This is a genomic window from Alcanivorax sp. HI0083, from assembly GCF_001635175.1.
This window is the reverse complement of the sequence record NZ_LWFX01000684.1, coordinates 1-313: the sequence shown is the minus strand read 5'-3', so window position 1 is coordinate 313 and position 313 is coordinate 1. Positions and strand designations below refer to the sequence as shown.

Genomic DNA, 313 nt, shown 5'->3' with positions numbered 1-313 from the left:
ATCGCCATTGGAGGCATAGCGGCCGTTCAGGAAGCCACCCAGGTTATCACCAGGGGCGAGCATATCGGCCACATCCACGGTTTCGTATTTCAGCGCGCCGCCCAGTGCGCCGGGGCCGTCATCGGCAGAGGCTACGCCGGCGGCGGCACTGGCGGACTTCAGAAGAGAAGGGTCGATCAGGTTGGTGGCGTTGTGGTGGAACACCTTGTTGTTCTGCCGGGCGCCATCCACGGTGACCAGCATGGCGGTTTCTTCCACACCGCGCACATAGACCTTTTCGTTGACCGGTATGGAGCCGCCCACAGAAACGGAG

1 protein-coding gene is annotated in these 313 nt (G+C 62.3%); it reads right to left on the bottom strand.

Annotation, left to right across the window (positions count from 1 at the left end; genetic code table 11):
* On the bottom strand, positions 1-313 hold a 313-nt coding region (locus A3754_RS06780), incomplete at both ends, for a TonB-dependent receptor plug domain-containing protein (protein ID WP_156496865.1).